The following is a 19,296-nucleotide window of genomic DNA, read 5'->3' as shown; positions in this document are numbered from 1 at the left end:
CGATCCGTTCGCCGCGCACGCTGGGCCCGGCGCGCTCCGAGATCAGCTTCATGCCCGCACATTGTGGACGGGCTGCACCCGGGTTGGAGAGCACGGCGGCGCCGTGGCGGATTTCCCTCGAATGGCCGTGCAGACCGCTTGATGCAGCGCACAGAAGCGCTCTACAACTGGTCCATGATCGGTATCCCCGGGTACACCCTGACAGGCCTCATCCACGAATCCGCTGCGTCGACCGTGTACCGAGGATACCGCAACGAGGACCGGACCCCTGTCGCGGTCAAGCGCCTCAGGAACGAGCGCCCAGCGCCGGCCGAGGTCGCGAGGCTTCGCTACGAGTACGCCATCGCCAAGGAGCTCGCGCTGCCCGGCGTGGTTCACGTCCTGGGCATCGTGAAGATCGGGGCGAGCCTGGCGCTCATCATGGAAGACGCCGGGGGCTGCACGCTCCATGAGCTCATCACGGCACGCTCCCTCACCCTCGAAGACGCGCTCCGGGTCGCGATATCCGTCGCGAGCACGCTCGAATCCATTCATCGGGGCGGGGCCGTTCACATGGACATCAAGCCGCAGAACATCATCGTCGAACCGTCCACGTGGAACGCCAAGATCATGGACTTCGGCAGCGCCACCCGCCTCTCCCAGGAGGCGCAGCGGCCGAGGAGCCCCGCCGCCTTCGAGGGCACCCTGGCGTATATGTCCCCGGAGCAGACCGGGCGGATGAACCGCGTTATCGATCTGCGCACGGACCTCTACTCCCTGGGGGTCACCCTGTACGAGATGGTGACGGGCAAGCTCCCTTTCCCGACGAAGGACCTCCTGGAGCTCGTGCACTGCCACATCGCCAGGCTCCCGCCGCCGCCGGCGCGGGTCTCGCCCGACGTACCGCGCTCCGTCTCTGACATCATCATGAAGCTCCTGGCGAAGAGCCCCGATGATCGGTACCAGGGGGCCTACGGGCTCCGGATGGATCTCGCCGAGTGCCTCACGCGGCTCGAGGCAGCGTCGGCGATCGAGCCGTTCGCGCTCGGGCGCCACGATTACGTGGACGCGCTCCGGATCCCGCAGAAGGCCTACGGCCGCGAGGCCGAGCTCGCGGTCCTCGAAGGCGCGTGGCGGCGAGTCAGCCAGGGCGCGAGCGAGCTGCTCCTCGTGTCCGGCCACGCCGGTATCGGCAAGTCGCTCCTCGTCGGCGAGATCCAGAAATCCATCGCGCAGGGCAAGGGGTACATCGTCGCTGGCAAGTTCGACCAGATCAACCGGACCGTCCCCTACGCGGCCGTGGCGCATGTCTTCCGGGAGCTCGTCCGAGCCCTCTTGACCGAGCCCGCGGAGGCGCTCGCGCTGTGGAAGGAGCGAATCGCGAACGCCGTCGGGCAGAACGGCCAGCACCTCGTCGATCTCATCCCCGAGCTCGAGCTCCTCCTCGGCCCCCAGCCCGGCGTCGAGCCGCTCGGACCGACCGAGGCGCAGGCCCGCTTCCACCTCGCGTTCCGGAAGTTCTGCAGCGCCATCCCCGCCCAGGAGCACCCCCTCGTCGTCTTCCTCGATGACCTGCAATGGGCGGATCCGGCGTCGCTCAAGCTCCTCGAGCAGCTCCTGACCGAGCCGGAGATCAAGCATTTCCTCGTGATCGGCGCGTACCGCCACAACGAGGTCGACGAGCGCCACCTGTTTTCAATCACCCTGGGGGAGCTGCGCAAGGCCGGGGTCGCCGTCGGCGACATCGACCTCAAGCCGCTCGAGCTCCCCGTCGTGACGCGGCTCCTCGCCGACACCCTCTCCTGCGACCCCGAGCGGGCCGAGCCGCTCGCGCGTCATGTGATGAGCAAGACCCACGGCAACCCGTTCTTCATGAACCAGTTCATGAGGGCGCTGCACGCCGAGAAGCTCGTCTCCTTCGATCCGGCCCGGCGCGAGTGGACCTGGGATCTGCCGCGCATCCAGCGGATGAAGGTCACGGACAACGTCGTCGACTTCATGGCGGGCAGGCTCCTGGAGCTCGACGGACGCGCGCAGCGCACCCTCACGCTCGCCGCGTGCATCGGCTATCGCTTCGACCTGAAGACGCTCGCGAGGGTGGCCGACAGGCCGCGCCGCGAGGTCGCAGGCGAGCTGTCGGCGGCGCTCCGCGAGGGGCTGATCCTCGCCGTGGGCGCGGACTCCAGGTTCTTCGACGCGGCCCTGGGCGGCGCGATGACCGGCGAGGCGGACGAGCCGGAGCTCGCGCTCGACGCCGCCTATCGGTTCTTGCACGACCGGGTCCAGCAAGCGGCCTACCGGCTCCTCGACGAGCCCCGCAAGCAGGAGATCCACCTCCAGATCGGGCGGCTCCTGCTCGCGGACAGCGACCCCGGCGGCATGGAGGGTGAGGTCTTCGAGGTCGCGACCCACATGAACCTCGGTATGCCGCGGATCACCGATCCGGAAGAGCGCGTCGCGCTGGCGCGCTTGAACCTCGAGGCGGGCAGGAGGGCGAAGGCCGGCGCGGCGTACGAGGCGGCCGCGAGCTACTTCGAGGCCGGCACGGGCGCGCTCGGCCCGAAGCGCTGGGACGAGCGGCACGATCTCACCTTTGCGCTGACCACCGGGCTCGCGGAGTGCCTTTGCCTGACAGGCCAGTTCGACGCCGGCGAGCGGCTGTTCGACGCGCTCCTCGAACACGCGAGATCCCCGCTGGACGGCGCGCAGGTCCGCAACTTGCGCATGTCGTTCCACCTGATGCGCGGCGACCTCTCCGCGGTCGTGCGGTGCGGCCTCGAGGCCCTCGCGCTGCTCGGGGTCGACATCCCCGCGGCGGCCGAGGAGCAGCGCGCGCTGCTCGGCAGAGAGCTCGAGGCGATGCAGGCCCACCTCGCGAGCCGCCCGATCTCCGCTCTCCTGGGGTTGCCCACCGTCGCCGATCCAGACAAGCAGACCATCCTCCGTCTCCTCGCCGACATGACGCAGCCCGCCTCCGCGCTCGGGCTGCCCGTCCTCGGGCCGCTCACGCTCATCATGCAGATCAACCTCGCGGTGAAGTGCGGCACCTCGAGCACCACGGCGTACGCGTGCGTGCTCTATGCGGCGCTCCTGATCGACGGCGTCTTCGAGCCGAGGACCACCGACGACCGGTACAAGGAAGCCTACCAGTTCGCCAGGGTCGGTATCGAGCTGAACGAGCGGATCCCCAACCAGCGCATCACGTGCATGCTCCTCATGACCTTCGCGTGCATTCTCCATTTCTTCGAGCCGCTCCGGGACACGGTGAAGCTCCTGGCCCGCTCCCGGCAGGCCGGCTTCGAGTCGGGAGATCTGGCGTACGCTTCGTACTGCTGCATTCACCTGATCTCGGCGAGCCTGAGCCTCGGCGACGATCTCGGCGCGGTGGCCGGCGAGATCGAGCAGGATCTCGCGCTCATGCGGAGGACGAACGACAAGCTCACGACGCTCATCCTCACGTGCGCAAGGCAGGTCGTCGCGAACCTCACGGGGGGCACCGCCGGGGCGCACACCCTGAGCGACGACACCTTCGACGAGGCCGCCTTCGCCAGGTTGGTCTCGGTCCCGGAGCTCAGCTATGTGGCCGCGTGGTACCACACGCAAAAGGTCCAGCTGGCCTATCTTTACGGCGACCACGGCGCCGCGCGCGCGCTCATGGCCGCCGCGGAGAAGATGACCGTCGGCTGCGTGAACAACTTCTGGGCGACCGAGCTCGTCTTCTATTCGTGCCTGATCCTCGCCGCCTCGTGCGACGGCGCGCCGGCCTCCGAGAAGGAGCGGCTCGTGGCGGCGCTGTCGGCGCACCGGGAGAAGCTCGCCCGCTGGGCCGAGCTCTGCCCCCGGAGCTACGCGCACAAGCATCTCCTCGCCGAGGCGGAGATCGCGCGGATTTCGGGCGGCGACCGGCACGCCGTGGCGCAGCTTTATGACAGGGCGATCGAGGGCGCCGAGGAGGCGGGGTTCACGCGCGACCAGGCGCTGGCGAGCGAGCTCGCCGGGAAGTTCCACCACGCGAACGGCCTCACCCGGAGCGCGCGCGCCCACATGACCGACGCCCACCACGGCTACATGCAGTGGGGGGCGACCGCCAAGGCGGAACGACTGGCGGCCGAGACACCGCAGCTCGTGCAGAAGGTCGCGCTCACGTCGGCGCCGCCTGGCATGCTGGAGCACGCCCGGGCCGCGGTCCAGACCACCTCGACGACGAGGCTCAGCACCAGCGTGCTCGACGTCGAGGCGGTCATCCGGGCAGCTCAGGCCATCGCCGGCGAGGTCGTCCTCGAGAGCGTGGTCAGCCGGCTGCTCGACATCGCGATCCAGAACGCCGGCGCGAAGAAGGGGGTCCTCGTCCTGGAGCGCGATCACCAGCTGATGATCGAGGCGTCCATCACCGTGGATCCGAACGCTGTGAGGGTCGGCCTGCTGCTCCCCGTCGAGGGCAGCGCCGAGGTCCCCGCCTCGATCGTGCAGTACGTCGCGAGGACGATGCAGCCGGTGGTCCTCGCGGACGCGAGCCACGAGCCTCGCTTCGCCGCGGATGCGTACGTCGCCGCGAACAACCCGAGATCGATCCTCTGCCTCGCGATGGTGCACCAGGGGCGCACGAACGGCGTTCTCTATCTGGAGAACGACACGGCGACCAACGTGTTCACGCCGGCCCGGCTGGAGCTCTCGAAGCTCCTGCTGGCGCAGGCGGCGAGCGCGGTGGAGAACGCCGTTCTCTACGCGAACCTGCACAGGCGCACGGAGTCGCTGCGCCTCGCCGAGGAGCAGCTCAGGGTCGAGTTCTCGGCGCGGGAGCGGAGCGAGCACGCGCGCGCCGAGCTCCAGGAGGAGATCATCCGCGTGCAGAGCGCCCGCCTGGCGGAGCTCTCCACGCCCATCATCCCGATCACCGACCGGATCATGGTCATGCCGCTCATCGGGATGATGGACCGGCAGCGGGCGGAGCAGGTGCTCTGCACGGCGCTCCAGGGGGTCGAATCGAGCGGCGCCGAGGTCGTGATCATCGATATCACCGGCGTGAGGACGGTCGACGGCGACGTCGCGAGCACCCTGATGAACGCCGCCGTCGCCCTCCGGCTGCTCGGGGCGCAGGCGGTGATCACGGGCATCCGCCCCGACGTCGCACAGACGCTCATTCGCCTGCAGATCGACCTCGGCGCGGTGGTCACGCAGGGGACGCTCCAGAGCGGCATCGCCTACGCCCTGCAGCGGGTGGGGAGCCGCGGCGCGCCCCTCGGCGCGCGCCCGCGGTGAGGAGCGGCCGAACGCTGCTTGAGCAGCACCCTTCCCGCTGACGCTCAGAGCCGGTTGTACCCGTAATAGGCGACCACCGCCACGAGCGCGTAGGCACCATAATCGCGTGCGAACCTGCCTGCACCCTCCACGCCCTGCCGGAGATACGAGGCGGTGGTGGCCACTTCGCCCTGCACGAGGTTCGGCCGGTTTTCGCGTTCGGCGTCTCTCACCTCCTGCTCGAACGCCTCGAGCCCCTGCATTACCTGGGTGACGAGCTCGCTTTTGCTCATCCGTCCCCCGAAGATCGCGTTGTCCTGGAGGATGACGGGCGTGAATCCGTTCTGGAGGAGGAGCTTGTTCAAGAGGAGCATCGTGTTCAGCCGCCCGTTCGCGTCGGTGTAGAAGTGGCCGACGTGAAGGGCGCGGACGAGCCGGACGATGGCACCGAGCACGCCCTCCTTGTACGTCTTTTGAATCTTGCTCTCCTCCTTCACCCGTTGCTCCTCGCTCTCCTCTTTTTCTCCTCCGTTCCCTAGGAACCCCCATAGGTTGGACAGGCCGCTCGACTGGGACTGAACTTGCAACTTCCGCAGATCCTGCGTCAGATTGCGCGAGCGGACGGCAAGGCTTCGATCCTCGGCGGCAACCCTGAGATCCTCGTAGTAACGGCTGAACAGCGCGTTCACCCTGTCGCGGACTTCCTCCGTCTGGTAGTTGGTGATGATCACCCACTGCTGGCCGTTTATCGTGTTGTTTACACGGTATTTGGCGTTGTATTTTTTGTTGAACGCGACTTCCTCTTCGCTCCCAAGCTCGCGGGCGCGCGTCATCTCTAGCAGAGCGGTGTCGCTCGGCTTCTGCGGCGGTATGGTCATCGGGAACGTGGTGTGCTGGCCGCTCCGCTGGTGGGGCACTGGCTCGTAGTCATTGCCGCGGGTTTTTCGCAGCACGCCGTTCGTCACCATCTGGTGGAGTCGATCGTAGTCCTTGAAATTGAGGTCCACGTCGGCCTGCTGCGCGGGCAAGAGCTCCTGTTCGAACGCCCGCCTCATCGCGTCGTAGAAGCCCGGCGACTCGTCCAGATCGAAGTACAGAGCCCCCTTCCCATGGTGACGGCCTTCGATGAAGAGCTTCCACCAGCTCCGGCGCGGGAGACGCCCGAGGGCCGAGCGCTGGCCGCCGTAGCCGGGAGGATCCCACTCTAGTACGTCCAGGGCGTGGCGCGCCCGACTGGCGGCGATGCGCTCTCCCCTCGTCCCTGGAATGCGCTGCGCGAGGCCCTGGAGCAGCCTTCCGAGCGTCTGCCGCGCGTTGTTCACCTGCAGGTAGTCGACCCAGGCGCCGAACGTCGGGACGTTCTCCGTGTCGTAGTACCGCCGGACCTGCGCGCCGAGTTGGTTGAGCTGGGTGCCGTCCGACGCGAAGCGCGCCATTTGAACGACGCCCACCGGGATGCCGGTCCCCTCGGTCGCGCGGCGGGTCGCGGCGCCGACCGGCGACTGGAAGGCCGGTGGAAAAGGCTCCGGCGAGGCAGCCAGCGCCCCCATGAAGGCCGCCTCGGCTTCGAGGGCGCTGTCTTCGAGGATCGCGGGCCCGCCCGACGCGTTGCCCGCCTGTGCGCGCGCGGCCCGGCCGGAGCGCTGCTGGAGGACGTGGGACAGCTCGTGCCCCAGGAGCTCGCGGCCTCTCGCGGTGGACGGCTCGTAGCTCGCTGGGTCGATGAAGATGTCGGAGCCGATCGTGAACGCGCGCGCGCCGAGCAGCTTTGGCTCGGGGCCCACGTGCAGCCGGACGGCCGAGAAATCAGCGCCGAAGTACGACTCCATGTGCCGGCGCAGCATCTCAGGCAGAGGCCGCCCGCGGCCCAGCGGGAGGTGCCGGAGCAATCCCGGCGGCGCCATGGAGGGGCGCCGCACCGCCGCTCGCGCGTCCGGATTCGAGGGTTGCCACGCGGCCTGGATCACCGGCCCGCGCGACGAAGCCGTGGAATTACCCGCTCTCTTGTCTGGAATCGGTGGATGACGCACGGACGCTCTCCGGTACCTCGCCTGGGAATGATGGATGATGCGCGAGACACTCTCGCTCGCCGCGCCCATGTAGGGACGGCAGTCCAACAGACCGGCGCTGTGATCCTGCCCGGGTGGCGGTGACGGGCCAAGTTCCCGTCCTCGCCCGCTGTTCTCCGCTTGCCGAGCCTCCGTCGTAAAGCGCATCCTCACCTTGCGGACGCCACGTTCCCACGATGCCTCATCCCATCTAGCTCTTCCCTGGTTGCGCGCCCGCGAGAGGCCCCCGGCGAGACCTCCTGCCGACCCGGGGTGAGCTCAGCCGCCGAGGACCCAGCTCAGTGCGACGGCGGGCCGCTCTCGGGTCCGCTCTCCGCGCCGAGCGGCCTGGCCCTCGACCTCCGGAGCACCCGCCCCTCCAGCGGGTCGACGAACGCGGGCCTCACCGCGCCCGCGATGCGCTGCTGGATCCCGCGGGCGACGTGCGCGACGTGGGGCGGCTCCATCATCGTGAAATGGTTGCCAGGCACCACCTGGACCGCAAACTCCCCTCGCGCGAGGTCCATCCAGGCATTGACTGCGCGCGCGTCGTCCGGGCTGACCTGCTCCCGCGCGCGCAGGAACAGGACACTGGCGTCGGTCGGCTGCGGCACGTAGCTCGCGAGCGCCTGCCACGTGCTCGTGACCTCGGCGCGGAGCCGCGCGTCGTCCTCCATGGCCGCCGCGAAGACGCGGTATCTCTGCGACGCGACGGCCTCGAGCTTCGCCATCTCATGGGCGAGGCCGCTCGCCGGTGAGCGCTCGCTCGCGCGCGGGTCGAAGCCCGTGTCCAGGAGCAGCAGCAAAGGCACCTTGCGTCCTCGCGCGAGCAGCTGCTGCGCCATCTCGTATGCGACGACGCCGCCGGCCGAATGCCCTCCCAGGAGGTACGGCCCCTCGGGCCTGGCGCGCAGGATCTCGTCCACGTACCGGGCTGCGATATCGGGAATGGACGTGAAGCGGGGCTCGCTCAGCTCCACCCCAATCGGCTGAATCCCGTAGACCGGCAGCTCGCCGCTCAGGCGTTGCACCAGAGGGTGATACGCATGCACCGTCCCGCCGAGCGGCGGGATCAGGAACAGCGGCGCGGCGCCCGGCGCCCCCGCCTGCAGCGTGACGAGGATCTGTCCGGCTGGGCGCCGCTCGGTGAGGACCGCCGCGCTCCCGCTCCGCTGCGTCATCGCGGCGCTCAGGGGCGCCTGCGAGTCGGGCGGCAGCGCTTCCCGGACGCGCTCGGCGAGCGCCGCGACCTCCCGCAGCCGCGCGCTCGCCGGCGCGCCCGAGCCCGAGGGAGGACCGGACGACGCCGGCGGACTCCAGATCTTCGGCGGCAGGGATCGCACCGTGGCCGGGCCCACGGTGCAGGTGGCGTCGAGCACGTGAGCGGTGCGCTCGAACGGGTACGTGGGGAGCGGCACGCGCCTCCGGCGCTCGTCCCGGGAGAATGCGGCCCAGTCCACGTCGACGCCGGCGCACCAGAGCCGGCCCACCGCGGCGAGCAACACCGCGAGGTCGCCGGCGCCCTCGCCCGGGCCCGCCAGGGTGGTCGCGACCCGTCGCTCCGCGTCCGGGTGCCGCGACGCCACGGCGGCCAGGGTGGAGCCGGGCCCGACCTCGAGGAGGACGCGATCGGCCGAGGCGAGCAGCGCGGCGATGCGATCCTCGGGGCCAGCGGCGCTCGTGGCCTCCTCCTCCGCGCGCCCGCGCAGCGCGACCCGCGCGACCGCGTCGTCGAGCGAGAGCGTGCCGGCGACGCACGCGGCGGCGACCTCGCCCACGCCGTGCCCGAACAGCGCGGCCGGGCGGATCCCCCACGACATCAGGAGCCGCGCCAAGGCGACCTCGGTCGAGAAGAGGGCGGCCGCGGCCGCGCTGAAGCGCGGAGCGCCGATCTCCGCGTCGCCGCGGGCGCGCTCCTGCGCTTCGGGGAAGAGCCAGTCGCGGAGGTCGACCGGCAGCTCGCGGCGGAAGCGGTCGGCGCATTCGTCCATGCTCTCGCGGTAGGCGCGCTCGTGCAGGTAGAGCTCGCGCCCCATGCCGGCATGCTCCGCGCCCGCGCCGGGGAACATGAAGACGACCTCCGGAGGCCGCCTGCCGGCGACCTGCGTGAAGACGCGGGCGGGGTCGCGCCGATCGAGGCAGGCCGCGCCCGAGGCCGGATCCGCGCACACCACCGCGCGGCGGTGCGCGAAAGGCACCCTGCCGCGCTGCAGGGTGAACGCGACGTCGGCGAGCGAGCGCTCCGGCGCGCGCCGCAGGTGCTCGGCCAGCCGATCGGTGCTCCTCTCGAGCGCGGCGCGCGTCTTCGCCGAGACGACGAGCAGCTGGCAGCGCCTGGACGGGCCGGACGGCGCCGTCTCCGGCGCCTCCTCGAGCACGGCGTGCGCGTTCGTGCCGCCGATGCCGAAGGCGCTCACCGCGGCGCGGCGCGGGGCTCCGCCGCGCTTCCACGCGCGCGGCGCGGAGTTGACGAAGAACGGGCTGCTCGCGAGATCGAGCTCGGGGCCGGGCCGGCGGAAATGGAGCGTTCCGGGGATGAGCTCGCGCTCCAGCGAGAGCGCCGCCTTGATGAGGCCGGTCACCCCGTTCGCCGCGCGGAGGTGGCCGAGGTTGCTCTTCACCGAGCCGAGCGCGCAGAAGCCGACCTTCTCGGTCGCCTTCCGGAACACCCGCGCCAGCGCGGCCACCTCGATCGAGTCGCCGAGCCGCGTGCCCGCGCCGTGCGCCTCCACATACGTGATGCTCTCCGGGCTCACGCCGGCAGCGGCGTGCGCCCGCGCGAGGGTCTCGACCTGCCCCTCCAGGCTCGGCGCCGTGTAACCCACCTTGAGCGCCCCGTCGTTGGTGACGGCGGAACCGCGGATCACGGCGTGGATCGTGTCGCCGTCGTCCAGCGCGTCCTTCAGCCGCTTGAGGACGACGAGGCCGACACCGCTGCTCGCCACGATGCCGCTCGGCTCGGCGTCGAAGGGCCGGCAATGGCCGTCGGGCGAGGTGACCCGGCCTTCCTCGTAGAGATAGCCGATCCTCTTCGGCGTGAGGATGCCGACGCCTCCCGCGAGGACCATGTCGCTCTCTCTGGTGAGGAGGCTCTGGCAGCCGAGGTGCACGGCGACGAGCGACGTCGAACAGGCCGTCATGACGCTCACCGCGGGCCCCCGGAGCCCCAGCTTGTAGGCCACGCGCGTGGTCAGGGAGTCGGTCACGTTCCCGGTGTAGATCCGGTGGTGCTCCGAGTTCGGCGCGGCCGGAAGGGGCCCGACCTGCTCGATCCAGTAGCTCGGCGCGTCGCTCCCGGCGAATACGCCGATCGGCTTCGGGTAGGCGAGCGGGTCGTAGCCGGCGCTCTCCATCGCTTCCCAGGCGCATTCGAGGAAGGCGCGCTGCTGCGGGTCCATGAGCACGGCGTCCTGCGCGCTGTAGCCGAAGAACGCCGCGTCGAAGCACATGACGTCCTCGATCACGCCGGCCGCCGGAATGAACCCGGGCGACCGGTAGAGCTCCGACTCCACGCCGAGCGCCTTCAGCTCCTCGATGGAAAGGAAGGAGATCCCCTCGCCCCCGCCCTCGAGCATCGACCACAGCGCGTCGACGCTGCGCGCCTTCGGGAAGCGACCCGCCATTCCGATGATGGCGATGGCGTGCTCGGGGAGCGCCTCCCGCGCGGGCGCTCCGGTCGCGGGGGCCGCGGCGCCGCGCTCGCGCCCGGAGGCCGCGCTCTCCCCCGGGGCGGCCGCCCGAGAGCCCCTCTTCAGACGTGCAGAGAGGCTGCGGATCGTCGGGTACTGGAACAGCTCCATGAGGGGCACGTCCTCGCCGAGCCGCGCCCGGATCCCCGCGCGGACCCGGGAGAGGAGCAGCGAGTGACCGCCGATCTCGAAGAAAGGATCGTCGAGGCCGACCTCGTCGACGCCGAGCACCTGGCGCCAGATCTCGGAGACGATCCCCTCGATGTTCGAGGCGGGCGCGGGCGGCTCCGCCCGCGGCTCGGGTCTCGCGCGATCGTCGGCCGGAAGGGCCGCGATATCGACCTTCCCGTTCGCGGTGAGCGGCAGCGCGTCGAGCTTCACGAAGGCGGCCGGAACCATGTAATCGGGGAGCTTCGCCGCGGCGAGCTCGCGCAGGCCTTCAGGCATGACGCGCGCCTTCTGCCTCCGGAGAGGGCTGTTCGCGAGCGACCGGGCCGGCGAGGTCTCCCCGGGCCGCGCCTGGACCCAGGCGCGCGGCCGCGGCGCGCCGCCCTCCGAGCGTTCGACCGAGCGTTCGACCGAGCGTTCGACCGAGCGCTCGAAGAGCACGTCCATGCAGCCTGGGCCCGAGGTCCTCGACGCGGTGATCCGGACCGAGCAGCCGAGGCGCGCGCCGAGCGCCCACAGCGCCTCCGGCTCGATCGCGGCCGCCGCGCTCCGAGCAGCGAACTCGGCGCGGTCCAGCTCGGCGCCGCCCCCTTCCCGCAGCCGGCTCGCGGCGACCACGTCGGCGACCACGCGCGCGTTCGGGATCCCCAGGACCAAGAGCGCGCCGGAGCCCCCCTCGCGCAGCGCTCGCTCGACGCCGGCGAGGCCCTCCGAGGCAGCCCAGTCCAGGGATCGGCCGATGGCGATGGGCTCGGGCGCCACGCCCACGTGCAGGACCACGTCATAGCGGAAGCGCGTCATCTCGTCGGCGTCCGAACCCCGCTTGAGCCAGCACTCCACGTGCTCCACGCCAGGGACCTGGCCGGGCAGCGCGTGAAAGAACTCGGGCGCGAGGACGAGCTCTTCCTCGCCGAGGGCCGCCCGCCGCACCCGGGCAAAGAGCTCGGCCGAGGTCACGCTCGCGGGCGCGCGGTGAAGCTGCACCGAGGTGTGAAACGCCTCGAGCAGGGGAAGGCTCCTGATGTCGCCAAGGAACACGACGCCACCGGGCGCCGCGGCGCGCACGGCACCCTCGATCACCGAGCGCAGGTAATCGGCGCTGGGGAAATACTGGACGATCGAGTTCAAGACGATCACGTCGAAGCTGCCCGGCTCGACGCCGCTGAAGTCGTTCGCCTCCCGGCGCTGCAGCGACACATGCGAGAGCGCGCCGCGCGCGAGCTCGGGGCGGAGCAGCGAGATCGCCTTCTCCGAGAAATCGGTCCCCAGGTAGGCGGCGCACTGCGGGGCCAGCTGCAGGAGCAGGAGCCCCGTCCCACAGCCGATCTCCCATGCCCGGCGCGGCTGGAACGAGAGGATCCGCTCGACCGTGTGATCCCGCCATGCGCGCATCGCTCCGGCGCCGATCGGCTCTCCGGTGTAGCTGCTGTTCCAGCCCGTGATGTTGAAGTCCGGATCCACGCCGGCGCCGGCCTTCCCGTAGGTGCCGTCGTACAGCGCCTGCCACGCCGAGACGTGCTCCGCTTGCAGGGCCGGGGCCTGATCCGCGGCGCCGCCGTCGTCGAGGCGAGGGATGACGTAGGCGACGAGCCGCTTGTTGCCCGGCGCATCTTCCCGCGCCACCACGACGGCCTCTTCCACGGCGGGGTGCTCTCGCAGCACGGCCTCGATCTCGCCGAGCTCGATACGGTAGCCGCGGATCTTCACCTGGTTGTCGACCCGCCCCAGGAACTCGATGTTTCCGTCCGCGAGCCACCGGGCGCGATCGCCGGTGCGGTACATGCGCGCGCCCGGCTCGTCGGCGAACCGGTCGGGGAGAAACCTCGCTTCGTCGAGCTCGGGCCGGTTCAGGTACCCGCGGGCGACGCCGGCGCCTCCCAGGTAAAGCTCGCCGGGGACGCCCACCGGGACGAGCTCACCGCGCGCATCGAGGAGGTAAACCCGCATGTTGTCGATGGGGCGGCCGATCGACGGGTCGAGGGTCGCAGCCCCGCCGCTCGGCCGCGCCCTCGGCACGACACAGGAGGTCGCGACGACGGTCCCCTCGGTCGGACCGTAGTTGTTCACGACCTCGAACGGGAGCCCTGCGCCTGGCCAGACGCGGAGCTTGTCTCCTCCGGTGAGCAGGTACCGGAGCGCGACGGAAGCAGGCCAGTCGAGGCGCAGGAGCTCCTCGGCCACCGGCGTCGGCAAGAACGAGACGGTGATCCCTCGCGCGAGGAGCCACGCCTTCAGCTCGTCCGGGGAGCGGCGGAGCGGCTCCCCGGGGATGAACAGGCACGCTCCCGCGCACAGGTACGGCCAGAGCTCCCATACCGACGCGTCGAAGCCAGGGCTCGCGACGAGGGTCGCGCGATCCGCGGCGGTGACGGCGAAGCGCCGCACGTGCCACGCTGCCAGGTTCATGAGGCTCCGGTGCTCCACGAGCACGCCCTTCGGGCGGCCGGTCGAGCCCGACGTGTAGATGGCATAGGCCAGATCCCGGGCGCCCGCGCACACCGGAGGGGGCGACGCGTCGCGCGCTGCCATCTCCGGCCAGTCGGCGTCGAGGCGGATCACCGCGCCCGCGAACGGCGGGAGGCGATCGGCGAGGCGCTCCTGCGTGAGGAGCACCGGCGCCCCGGAGTCCTCGAGGAGGAACGCCAGCCGCTCTCTCGCGATCTCCGCGTCCACAGGGAGATACGCCGCGCCCGCCTTGAGGACCCCGACGATCCCGACCACCATCTCCAGCGAGCGCTCCGCGCAGATCGCGACCAGGGTATCGGGCGCGACGCCCAGCTCGAGCAGGCGGCGCGCGAGCTGGTTCGCCTGGCGATCGAGCTCCCCGTACGTGAGCGAGCCGCGATCGGACACGACCGCGGCGGCGTGCGGCGCGCGCGCCGCCTGCTCCTCGAACAGATCCAGGACGCAAAGGTCGCGAGGGAAATCGGCGCCGGTGTCGTTCCAATCGACGAGCAGCCGGCGCCGTTCGCGCTCCGGGAGCAGCGGCATCGACGAGACGGAGCGCGCGGGGTCCGAGGTCGCGGCGGCGAGGAGCGTGAAGAGGTGACTCAACATCCGCTCCATCGTCGCCCGCTCGAAGAGGTCGGTGCTGTACTCCAGCATCCCGGCGACGCCGCCGGCGCTCTCCCAGGCATAGAGCGAGACGTCGAAGATCGTCTTCCTCGTGTCCGTGTCGATGGCGCGCGCCTCGATCCCGCGGAGGTGGAGCTCGCGCTCCGCGGGCGGCTGCGGCGCGAACACGATCTGCACGAGGGGGCTGTAGCTCGGGTCGCGCTCCGGCTGGAGCTCCTGGACGAGCCGCTCGAACGGGAGCCTGTCGTGCGCATAAGCGTCCAGGCACACGCCCCTCACGCGGCGGAGCAGCTCCTCGAACGACGGCCCGCCGGAGACGTCGATCCGGATGGGGATCACGTTGACGAAGAAGCCGATCGCCGCCTCGAGATCGGCGTGATCCCGGCCCGCGCTCGGCAGGCCGACCAGGAGGTCGTCGCGTTGCGTGGTGCGGTGGAGCAGGACGGCGAACACGGCCAGGAGGACCATGTTCACGGTCACGTCGTTGCGCGCGCCGAGGTCCCGGACCGCCCTTCCGACCTCCGGATCGAGCTGGAACGGGAGGGTCGCGCCGCGGAAGGTCTGGACTGCTGGCCGGACGTGATCGCTCGGCAGCTCGAGCAAGGGCGGCACGTCGAGGAGCCTCTGCTTCCAGCCGGCGAGCAGCTCCGACAGGACCTCTTCGGTCATCTGCTCGCGCTGCCACGAGGCGAAATCGGCGTACTGGAGCGGCGCGTCCGGCAGCGCCGCCGGAGCCCCCCGGCAGAAGGCATCGTAGAGCGCCGCGATCTCACGGTAAGCGACCTCGAGCGACCAACCGTCGACGGCGATGTGGTGGATGTGCAACCAGAGGACGTGATCCCGAGGCCCGAGCCGGAGCAGCCCTGCGCGGAAGACGGGGCCGCGCTTCAGATCGAAGATCCTCTGGGCCTCCGACGAGAGGTGCTCCTCCGCCTGGGCCTCGCGCTCCTCCCCGGAGAGGTGCTGGAGATCCGCCACCTCGAGCCGGAAGGAGGCGTCCTCGGCGACGATCTGGACGGGCTGGCCGTCGAGCTCCGTATAGACCGTGCGCAAGATCTCGTGTCTGCGGACGAGCTCACGGAGGCTCCTGTCGAGCGCAGGGACGTGGAGGTCCCCGGCGAGGCGGAAGGGACAGAGGCAATTGTAGGCCCTGCTCTCCGGCGCGAGCCGGTGGAGGAACCACATGCGCTCCTGCGCGAACGACAGGGGGATCGATCCCGCTCGGGCGCCTCTCGGAATGGCCTGATCGCCCCGGGCCGCGGCGCGCTCCTTTCCGCTGAGCAGCGCCGCGAGCGCGGCGACGGTCGGGTGGGCGAAGAGCTGCTGGAAGGTGACGTCGATCCCGAAGGCGCCGCGCAAGCGGGAGAACAGCCGGAGCGCGTGCAGCGAGTCGCCGCCCAGCGCGAAGAAGCTGTCGTGCACGCCGACGTGATCGACGCGCAGGAGCTCCTTCCAGAGGTGCGCCAGCTCCTCTTCCAGCTCGGAGCGCGGCCCGAGGAGCGCGCTCCGGAGCTCTGGACGAGCGCCGCTCGGCGCGGGCAGCGCCTTGCGGTCGAGCTTCCCGTTCGGCGTGGTGGGGAACGACGCGAGCAGCACGATCGCGGACGGGACCATGTAGCTCGGCAAATGGCTCTCGAGAAAGGCGAGGAGCGCCGGAGCCAACACGCGCTCGTCGCTCGCCGGGCCGCCCTGGCTCGTCCGGTGAGGGACCACGTAGGCAACGAGCGTCTTTTCCCCGGGCGCGTCTTCGCGCGGCACAACGACGGCCTCGCGTACCTCGGGGTGTTGGGCCAGCACCGACGCGATCTCGCCCACCTCGATGCGGTGGCCGCGGATCTTCGCCTGGTCGTCGACCCGACCGAGGTACTCGAGGTCTCCCGACGGGAGGTAGCTCGCGAGATCACCTGTCCTGTACAGGCGAGCGCCTGGGTCGTCGCTGAACGGGTGCTCGATGAACCGCTCCTGCGTGAGCTCGGGCCGGTGAAGGTAGCCGCGCGCGAGGCCCGCGCCGCCGACGTAGATCTCTCCGGGGACGCCGACCGGGACGAGCGCGCGGTTGCGATCGAGGAGGAGCACCTGCGTATCGGGGACCGCGCGGCCGATCCTGCTGGACCAGGGTCGCTCGAGATCGGACAGGCCGACAGGGCGGTAGGTGACGAACATGGTGGTCTCGGTGGGGCCGTAGAGGTTGAGGATCGCGGGCCCCCTGTCGCCGTGGCGCTCCCACCACGGCTTCAGCGCGGTCACGTCGAGGGCCTCGCCGCCGCAGATCACGAGCCGGAGCGCGAGTCGCTCTCTGGCCTCCGGCTCGATCGTCTCCTCGGCGTGGACGAGCAGGCGGAACGCCGACGGCGTCTGGGTGAGCACCGTCACCCCCTCCTCGCCGAGGAGCCTGTAGAACAGCTGCGGCGCGTGGATCACGGGCCGCGGCACGACGACGAGGCGACTGCCGTGGAGGAGCGCGCCCCAGATCTCGAAGACGGAGATGTCGAAGGCGAACGAGTGGAACGTCGTCCACACGTCCTGATCTCCGAAGCGGAACCATCCGGCGGTGGTGTCGAACAGGCGAAGGACGTTGGCGTGGCTGACCATCACGCCCTTGGGCTTCCCGGTCGATCCCGAGGTGTAAATGATGTACGCGAGGTCCTCCGGACCCTCGTTCGGCGAGGGCGCCACCTTGTTTTCGGGCTGCCGGTCGATCATGGCCCGATCCGCGTCGAGGCACACCACCCTCGCGCTCCCGCTCCGGAGCCGGGAGGTGAAGCGCTCCTCGGTGAGGATCACGGGGACGCCGGCATCTTCGAGCAGGAAGGCGAGCCTGTCCTCCGGGTAAGAGGGGTCGAGCGGGACATAGGCGCCGCCGGACTTGAGGACGCCGAGCAGCGCCACGATCATCTCGAGCGATCGTTCCAGGCAGATGCCGATAGGGACCTCGGGCCCCGCGCCGCGCTCCCGGAGGAGGTGGGCTATCTGGTTGCTCCTTCGATCCAGCTCGGCATAGGTGAGACGCTGCCCCTCGAACACCACCGCCACCGCGGAAGGGCTGCGCCGGGCGTGCGCCTCGACCCGCTCGTGCAGCCGATCGCGCGGCGGATCGAACACCTCGCCGCGATTCCACGCGAGCAGCGCGCGGCGCTCCTCCTCGGTCAGGACCGGCAGCTCCGAGACGCGCTGCGCCGGGTCGCCCGCCGCCCCGCGGAGCAGCGCCGCCCAGTGCCCGAGCAGCCGCTCGACCGTCGCGCGCTCGAAGAGGTCTCGATTGTAATCGACGCGCGCGAGGAGGCCCGCGTCCGTCTCCTCGACGCGGACGGCGAGCTCGAAGGCCACCTCGGTCGCCTCGAGCGCCACCTCCGTCAGCGTGAGCAGAGGGCCTCGCTTCGGCTCCAGCGTGCTCGGCTCGCTGGAGAAGGTGGCCTGGACGATCGGTGCGCGGCTTGGATCCCGCGGCAGCGAGAGCTGCTCGACCAGAGAGGTGAAGGAGAGATCCCCGTTCTCGCTCCCCTCCTGCAGGGAGCGGCGCACTTGACGCAGGAGCGCGCGAAAGCTCGGATCGGCGCCCAGCCTGCCCCGTACGGTCACGAGATTCCCGAATGCCCCGATGAGCCCTCGGGTCTCCTCGTCTCGTCCGGACAGCGGAACGCCGATGAGGACGTCGTCCTGGCCGGTATGGCGGTGGAGCACGGCGTGCATTCCCGCGAGCAGGACCGCGGACAGCGCCACGTCCTCCTCCCGGGCCAGGGCGCGGAGCTCTCGCACGAGCTCCCGATCGAGCGCGCACTCCACCGAGCCTCCGGCGAAGGTCCGCACCGCGGGCCGCGGCCGATCGGTCCGGATCTCCAGCGCCTCCGGTGCTCCCGAGAGCTCGCGACGCCAGTGCGCGAGCTGCTGGTCGAGGAGCTCGGCGGTCCTGTGCTCCCGCTGCCGCCGCGCGTGATCCTGGTAGCGTAGCGGCGGCGCCCGAAGCTCGACGCCATGATAGCCGTCGAATAGCTCCGAAAAGAACAGCGCCATGCTCGGTTTGCCATCCGAGAGCAGGGGGTGCATGGAGAGCGTGATGAGGTGGCGCCCTGGATGCACCCGGATGAGGCTCACGCGCCAGAGGGGGCCGCGCTCCAGATCGAGGGGCAGAGCGATCTCCCGGCGGGCCACCGCGAGCGCGGCTCCCTCCGAGGCGGGCTGCCCTTCGGCGCCGAGATCCACCTCGAGGAAGGCGATGTCTGCCCGCGGCGAGACGACCTGCACCGGCTGCCCCTCGTGCTCTGCGAAGGATGTCCTCAGGATCGCCTGACGCCCCGTGAGCTTCTCGATGGCATGGACCAGCCTGGACACATCCAGCTCGCCGTCCAGCCACGCCGCGCCCCCTTCGTTCAAGCCCGGCGCGGCGCCTCGGCTCCGGGCGAGCAGCCAAGTACGTTCTTGCTCCAGAGAGAGCGGGGAACAGGAAATTTCGTTCATCGCGGATGACCTCCTTGTTGCTGATAGGGGTCGGTCGCATCGATGCGCGTGGAGTAACCGCGCGCCGCGTCGTACGTTCGACGCGCGCACACCTGCGCGCACACCGTGCTTGCTGATCTGTCGTACGCTCTTCAATCAGGGTCGCCTGGTGACCTGGGCACGAGGAGCAGGCGCCAAGCTGGGCCAAAGCTTGCGAAAAAAAATGCAGAAAAATGCAAAAAAAGCTAAATCGATGTCGTCCGTATCACGAGGGGCGCGATGCGGACGCTACGCAGTATGAAGTATGAACACCACGACGCCAGTGCGTATTGGGGAGGATGCGGTTGCTGGCGATTGATGGACCTTGTCCGAATTCGGGGATCCCGACCTCGCGCCTGCTCTTGTGGGCCGATAGACAAATCCAGCTTCCGCCTCGCCCGGCGTTGGTCCTCTTCCCCACCTTCCGGGTGGCTTCCAGCGCATCACGTCCGAATCGTGCTTGCGGCAGCCCTCGACACGCTCGGTCCTCCGCTGCTCCGTTGCCACCCAGGAAACCAGCGACGGGAATGACTGGACGAGGCGCGGGCGACAGGCAGGGCGCAATCCAGTCATCCCGCACCGTGGAGGCCTGTCATGCCTCCGGCCCGCCGACGCTCGCAGCCTGG

General features: G+C 70.4%; 3 protein-coding genes. 1 reads left to right on the top strand and 2 read right to left on the bottom strand.

What is annotated here, in order from left to right:
- Window positions 1-141 precede the first annotated feature (141 nt).
- Window positions 142-5,238: an AAA family ATPase gene (locus tag WMF27_RS33845; protein WP_437764737.1), complete on the top strand. Its 5,097-nt coding sequence runs from the start codon at window positions 142-144 to the stop codon at window positions 5,236-5,238.
- A gap of 44 nt (window positions 5,239-5,282) precedes the next feature.
- On the opposite strand, the gene WMF27_RS33840 is transcribed toward WMF27_RS33845, so the two are convergent.
- Both WMF27_RS33840 and WMF27_RS33835 read right to left on the bottom strand, forming a co-directional pair.
- Complete coding sequence (locus WMF27_RS33840; protein ID WP_437943255.1) at window positions 5,283-7,061, bottom strand: eCIS core domain-containing protein; 1,779 nt, start codon at window positions 7,059-7,061, stop codon at window positions 5,283-5,285.
- A gap of 503 nt (window positions 7,062-7,564) precedes the next feature.
- Window positions 7,565-18,652: an amino acid adenylation domain-containing protein gene (locus WMF27_RS33835; RefSeq protein ID WP_437764739.1), complete on the bottom strand. Its 11,088-nt coding sequence runs from the start codon at window positions 18,650-18,652 to the stop codon at window positions 7,565-7,567.
- Between the last annotated feature and the right edge of the window lie 644 nt (window positions 18,653-19,296).

Source organism: Sorangium sp. So ce281 (assembly GCF_051527395.1).
GTDB classification, from domain to species: domain Bacteria; phylum Myxococcota_A; class Polyangia; order Polyangiales; family Polyangiaceae; genus Sorangium; species Sorangium cellulosum_B.
Note: the sequence above shows the minus strand (reverse complement) of the source record. Positions and strands in the feature narration are given on the sequence as shown.

Excerpts from the sequence above, each read along its gene's own strand:
- WMF27_RS33845 (WP_437764737.1), top strand. The coding sequence starts at position 142 with ATGCAGCGCACAGAAGCGCTCTACAACTGGTCCATGATCGGTATCCCC.
- WMF27_RS33840 (WP_437943255.1), bottom strand. The coding sequence starts at position 7,061 with ATGCTGCGCCGGCACATGGAGTCGTACTTCGGCGCTGATTTCTCGGCC.
- WMF27_RS33835 (WP_437764739.1), bottom strand. The coding sequence starts at position 18,652 with ATGAACGAAATTTCCTGTTCCCCGCTCTCTCTGGAGCAAGAACGTACT.